This window comes from Citreimonas sp. (assembly GCF_042096055.1).
Lineage (GTDB): Bacteria > Pseudomonadota > Alphaproteobacteria > Rhodobacterales > Rhodobacteraceae > Citreimonas.
In genome coordinates this window covers 93,544-99,157 of sequence record NZ_JBELMH010000002.1, presented here as the reverse complement: position 1 = coordinate 99,157, position 5,614 = coordinate 93,544, and the positions used below count along the sequence as shown (strand labels likewise).

Sequence of the window (5,614 nt, the reverse complement as noted above, 5' to 3'; positions counted from 1 at the left end):
TGGGGCGGCGACCGGCATCCGCGCACCCGCGACGCCGACACCATCGTCTACGAGGCGCACGTCAAGGGCCTGACCCAGCGCTTTCCCGACATCGATCATCCGGGCACGTTCCTCGGCCTCGGCTCGGACAGGATGCTGGACTATTTGACCGATCTCGGCATCACCGCGATCGAGCTGTTGCCGGTGCAGGCGTTCCTCAACGACCGCTTCCTGGTCGAGAAGGGCCTGACGAACTACTGGGGCTACCAGACGATCGGCTTCTTCGCACCCGAGCCGCGCTACCTGCACGCGGGCCAGATCGCCGAGTTTCAGTACATGGTCGCCCGCCTGCATGCCGCCGGTATCGAGGTGATCCTGGACGTGGTCTACAACCACACCGGCGAGGGCAACGAGACCGGCCCAACGCTGTCGTTCCGCGGTCTCGACAACCTCTCCTACTACCGCCTGACGCCCGACCGGCGCGGCTATGTCAACGACACCGGCACCGGCAACACGGTCAACGTCGATCATCCGATGGTGCTGCGGATGATCCTCGATTCCCTGCGCTACTGGGTCGAGGTCATGCACGTGGACGGCTTTCGCTTCGACCTGTGCTCGACCCTGGGGCGCACCGACGACGGGTTCGACCGGGGCGCCGCGTTCTTCGACGCGATCCGGCAGGACCCGGTGCTGTCGCGCACCAAGCTGATCGCCGAGCCGTGGGATATCGGCCCCGGCGGCTACCGGCTGGGCGCGTTCCCGCCGCCCTTCCGCGAATGGAACGACCGCTTCCGCGACGACGTGCGCCGGTTCTGGCGCGGCGACGCGGGGCACGTGCCGATGATGGCGACGCGCCTGACAGGCTCGGCGCCCGAGTTCGACCATTCGGGCCGCCCGGCCACCGCCTCGGTCAACCTGCTGACGGCGCATGACGGATTCACCCTGACCGACGTGGTGACCTACGCGAAGAAGCACAACCACGCCAACGGCGAGGACAACCGCGACGGCCACGGCGAGAACTTCAGCGACAACATGGGGACCGAGGGCCCCTCGACCTCGGCTGCGCTGACCGAAAGCCGCGCGCTGCGGCGGCGCAACATGATGGCGTCGCTGCTGCTCAGCCAGGGGACGCCGATGATCCTTGCGGGCGACGAGATCGGCAATTCGCAGAACGGCAACAACAACGCCTACTGCCAGGACAACGCGGTCGGCTGGATCGACTGGGCGAACGCCGACAAGGCGTTCCTCAAGTTCACGCGCCAGCTGATCGCCTTCCGCAAGGCGCACCCGATCCTGCGGCAGAAGCGGTTCCTGCACTCCGAGGAGCGCGAGCCCGACGGCCTGATCGACCTGTTCTGGTGGCACGGGGACGGCCGTCCCATGGCGCAGGAGGACTGGGACGACGACACCCGCACCGTCCTGTGCGCCGAGCTGCGCATGGCCAGCGGCACCCCCGCCTATGCCGAGCGCGAAGAGGCGCTGTTCCTCGTGTTCAACGCCGGCGACACGGCCGTGCGCGCCATGGTGCCGGGGCCGTTCGACGCGCTGCGCTGGCACCGGCGCATCGACACGCACTCGGGCTGGTCCGGCGACGAGCCCACGGGCGCACATGTGGACGTGCCCGGCCCCTCCGTCACGGTTTGCGTATTGGAGGCGCATGATGACTGATCCCCTCGCGGCTCTGGCGAAGGAAGCCGGCATCGTTCCGTCCTACACCGACCAGACGCAGCGTCGGCGCCGCACCGGCCGTATTACGATGCGCGCCCTGCTGGCGGCCATGGGCCTGCCCGCCTGGACCGACGCCGAGGCCGCCGAGCATCTGGCCGCCTTGCGCGACCGGAAGGCGAGCCGCGTCATGCCGGAATGGATCGTCGTGACGCCTGACCGTGCCCCGCGCCCGGGGTTGCGGGACGACGCGGAATGGCAGCTGACCCTTGAGGACGGGACCACTGCCGACGGCCGGGGCGAGGACGCCCTGCCGCCCGTGCCGCTGGGCCTGCACCGGCTGCGAAGCGGCGGGCAGGACTGCACGCTGATCGTCGCGCCGCCGCGGCTTCCGGCGCCCGATCGCGACTGGGGACTGATGTTGCCGCTGCACGCGCTCCGCCCGCCCGAGCGTGGCGGCCTTGCCGATTACGACGACCTGCGCGTCGCCGGAGAGGCGCTGGCCGCGCATGGCGCGGGCTTCCTGGGCCTCAACCCGATCCACGCGGGATTCCTCGCCGATCCCTCGGGCTTCAGCCCCTACACGCCCTCGCACCGTCGGCGGCTCAGCGTGTTCCACGTGGCCGTGGACGACACGCCCGCGCCATCGGGCACGCTGGTCGACTACGCGACCGAGATTCCGGCCCGGCGCGAGGCGCTGCACCGCGCCTTCGACGCCTTCCGCGCGAACGGCGGCGATCCGGCCTTCGACGCCTTCCGCCAGGCCGAGGGCGGCGCGCTGGACCGCTTCGCCCTGCACCAGGCGCTGTCGGACGTGCACGGCGCCTACTGGACCGACTGGCCCGACGCGCTGCAGGACGTCAACAGTCCCGAGACGCACGCCGCCGCGCGCGAGCTTGTCGACGAAGTAACGTTCCACGCCTGGGCGCAGTGGCGCGCGCACGACGGGCTGCAGAATGCCAACGAGGCGATGCGCGCCGCGGGCATGGGTCGCGGCCTCTACCTCGACCTCGCGGTGGGCACGCACCCGGCCGGCGCCGAGACATGGGAGGACCGCAACAGCTTCGGCTACGGCGTGTCGCTGGGCGCACCGCCGGACGCGTTCTCGGCCGACGGGCAAAGCTGGGGCCTCGCACCGTTCAACCCTCGGGCGCTGGTCGCCAAGGGCTTCGCGCCGCTGGCCGAGACTCTGCGCACGCAGTTGCAGCTGTCCGGCGCACTGCGGATCGACCACATCCTGGGCTTCGACCGCGCCTTCTGGGTACCGACCGGCACCAAGGCCCCCGGCGCCTACGTTCAGATGCCGCGTGCCGCGATGCTGGCCGTCGTGCGGATGGAGGCGGCGCGCGCCGGCGCCGTCATCGTGGGCGAGGACCTGGGCAACATTCCCCGTGGATTGCGCGGCGCGCTGGATGCCAGCGGCATCCTCGGCTGCCGCCTGCAGCTGTTCGAGCGCGAAAGCGACACCGCCTTCACCCCGCCGGAAAAATTCGACCGCACTGCGATCGCCAGCTTCTCGACTCACGACCTGCCCACCTGGGCCGGCTGGCGCGCCGGGCGCGAGGTCGAGGCGCGGCGCGACCTGGGCCATATCGGCGCCGATTTCGCGCAGAAGGAACTTGACCGTCGCCGCGACGAGGTCGCCGGCTTCGACGCGATGACCGAACCGCACCGGCCCGAGGGCACCGCGCCCGAAAGTCCCGACGCCATGCACCACGCGCTGGCGGCGACGCGCAGCGCGCTGGCGCTGGTGCAGATCGAATGCGTGCTGGGGATCGAGGCGCAGCCCAACCTGCCTGGCACGGTGGACGAGTACCCAAACTGGCGCCAGCGCCTGCCGCTCGCGCCCGAGGATCTGGCGGACGAGCCCCGGCTTGCCCGCGCGGCCGCGATCATGCGCGCCCATGACCGATAGAGAAGGAGAGACCATGTCCCTCACCGATCGCATTTCCTTCGCCGAGGACGCGGCCCAGACCGAGGCCGCCATGGCGCGCGAGGCGCTGACCACGGCGGCGACCTATTTCGACGCGCATTGCCTGATCGCCCGCAGGCTGGGCGGCCGGGTCGACGGCGACACGGCGCTGTTCGGCTTCTGGACGCCCGAGTTGCTGGACGGGCGCGTACCCTCGGGCGACATCTTCCTCGAGATCCTGTCGCCGATCGACCCGCTGGACCTGACGCGCGCGCACCAGAACGTGCGGTTCCAGCGCACCCACGTGCCGGTCATCCGTGAACAGGCGCATTGCTTCACCGCCGTCACCGGGATGCAGGCCGGCACGCGCGACCAGGTCGGCGACTTCTACGCAATGGTCTGGCGCGACGCCGACGACCAGTGGCACCGCATCCTCGATCCGCTCGCGGCGTCGCTGCCCTTCGGCGCCATGGCCCCGGCCGAGCTGTACGACCTGTCGGCGATGCAGGCCGCGCGCGGCGACACCGGCTACTTCCAGGCGCTGAAGCCCGCCGGCGACGAGCCTTACAAGTTCGGCCCGCCCGTCAACATCCTGCAGATCCACGTACCCACGGCGACGGCGGGCGGCACGCTGGCCAGCCTCACGCGGCACTACGAGCGCCTGGCCGAGCGGGTCGCGCGCGACCTGCCGCTCGAGCCTGCGGACGAGATCTTCCTCGGCTACGATTCCGTGCAGCTTCTGCCGGTCGAGCCCACCACCGTCTACGAGAAAGGCCCCGCCTTCTGGCAAGAGACCGACGAGGGCGACACGCTGGACGTGTCGCTGCTGCGCCCGGACACGACGAACTGGGGCTACGACATCGTCATCTCGGGCATGGCGGCGGTGAACCCGGTGCTGCTGGAAACCGGCCGCCCGGACGAACTGGTCGATCTGGCCGCCGTCCTGCACAATTTCCCCAGCCGCCCCGGCTCTCCCGGACGACCCAAGAAGCTGGTGCTCGACGTAGTGTTCGGCCATTCCGACAACCAGGGGCTGGACGCGCTCAACAGCCACTTCTTCGCGGGGCCGAACATGTACGGCCAGAACCTCGATTACCAGAACCCGGCCGTGCGGGCGATCCTGCTCGAGATGCAGCGCCGCAAGGTGGATTTCGGCGCCGACGGCGTGCGGGTCGACGGCGCGCAGGATTTCAAGTGGTGGGACGCCAGCGCGCAGCAGCTGCGCCACGACGACGAGTACCTGCAATCCATGTCCGACATCGTGCAGGAGGTCGGAGGCCTGCGCTACCGGCCGTGGTTCATCTTCGAGGACGGCCGCCCCTGGCCCGACGAGGATTGGGAGCTGTCATCGACCTACCGCTCGGTCATCGACGCGCAGCGCGACCCGGACGTCTATCAGTGGGGGCCGCTGACCTTCGCGCACAACACGCCGTTCCTTTATACCTTCTGGCTGTCGAAGTACTGGCGCATCCGCGAGATGCTGGACGTCGGGTCGAACTGGATCAGCGGCACGTCCAACCACGACACGCTGCGCCGGGGCACGCAGGTGAACCCCGAACTCAACATCAACACGCGCCTCGGGCGCACGCGGATGGAGATCCTCGACAAGGCCTACGACAACCCGGCGGTGCACGTGCTGACCTATGTGGCCCTCCCCGGCGTGCCGATGGATTTCCTCAACGCCATGGCGCGCGCGTCCTGGGGCTTCGTGCGCAACCAGGACGACAAGTACGGCGTCAAGGTCGTGGCCGAGGAGGCGATCAGCCTGAAATGGCAGGTCGACGAATACGCCTACTCGGTCCCAGGCAATTTCATGCGCCTCAAGGAGCTGGGCTTCACCACGCGCGAAGAGCTGGCGCGCTTCTTCGAGTTCCTTCCCGCGCTGGTGAAGGTCACCGAATACGACCTCGAGGAGATCGCCCGCCTGCTCAACAAGGCCGAACCACCGCTGGCCGGGCCCTACTACAGCGTCGGGTCGCTGAAGCAGGTGGCGCGGGCGTGGATGGACGACATGCACGATTACTGCAACGTGTCGAACTCGCTGTCGGGTCTCGACCC

3 protein-coding genes are annotated in these 5,614 nt (G+C 69.5%); all 3 read left to right on the top strand.

What is annotated here, in order from left to right; all coding sequences use genetic code 11:
• A partial coding sequence (gene glgX, locus ACFDTC_RS01375; protein WP_375257071.1) for a glycogen debranching protein GlgX occupies positions 1-1,647 on the top strand: 1,647 nt, incomplete at its 5' end.
• Positions 1,640-3,559 (top strand): 4-alpha-glucanotransferase, encoded by a 1,920-nt coding sequence (malQ, locus tag ACFDTC_RS01370; protein WP_375257070.1) that lies wholly within the window; start codon positions 1,640-1,642, stop codon positions 3,557-3,559. The genes glgX and malQ, both read left to right, overlap by 8 nt.
• Positions 3,560-3,572: 13 nt before the next feature.
• On the top strand, positions 3,573-5,614 hold a 2,042-nt coding region (gghA, locus tag ACFDTC_RS01365; RefSeq protein ID WP_375257069.1), incomplete at its 3' end, for a glucosylglycerol hydrolase.

Bases quoted from the DNA above. Each gene is read 5' to 3' on its own strand.
- malQ (WP_375257070.1), top strand. From the start codon at position 1,640: ATGACTGATCCCCTCGCGGCTCTGGCGAAGGAAGCCGGCATCGTTCCG.